The organism is Duganella violaceipulchra (assembly GCF_019166075.1).
GTDB lineage: Bacteria > Pseudomonadota > Gammaproteobacteria > Burkholderiales > Burkholderiaceae_D > Rugamonas > Rugamonas violaceipulchra.
In genome coordinates, this window is sequence record NZ_JAHTGR010000180.1 from 1 (window position 1) to 308 (window position 308).

Annotated in this window: 1 tRNA gene; it reads right to left on the reverse strand. The window is 45.5% G+C overall.

What is annotated here, in order from left to right:
• Window positions 1-232: 232 nt before the first annotated feature.
• Window positions 233-308: transfer RNA gene (locus tag KVP70_RS33585), tRNA-Ala, on the reverse strand.

The window sequence follows — 308 nt, forward strand, 5'->3', positions numbered from 1 at the left end:
ACTTATTCACTTGTCCCTATAACGTTAGCCCCTGCGACTAGCAAGGAGCGTTTATAGGAATAAGAAGTACTACGTTGTTGCGTTTGTTGATACATACAATCATTACCCACCCACGCGGTTCCCCGCATGGGTACATAAAAATTTACTTACTTCTTCCAGATTGTTAAAGAACGTACAGCACTTGATCTCTAAAAGATCAAATCTAAAGGGCTTACCCTTACATTTGAACTCTTGGTGGAGGATGACGGGATCGAACCGACGACCCCCTGCTTGCAAAGCAGGTGCTCTCCCAGCTGAGCTAATCCCCC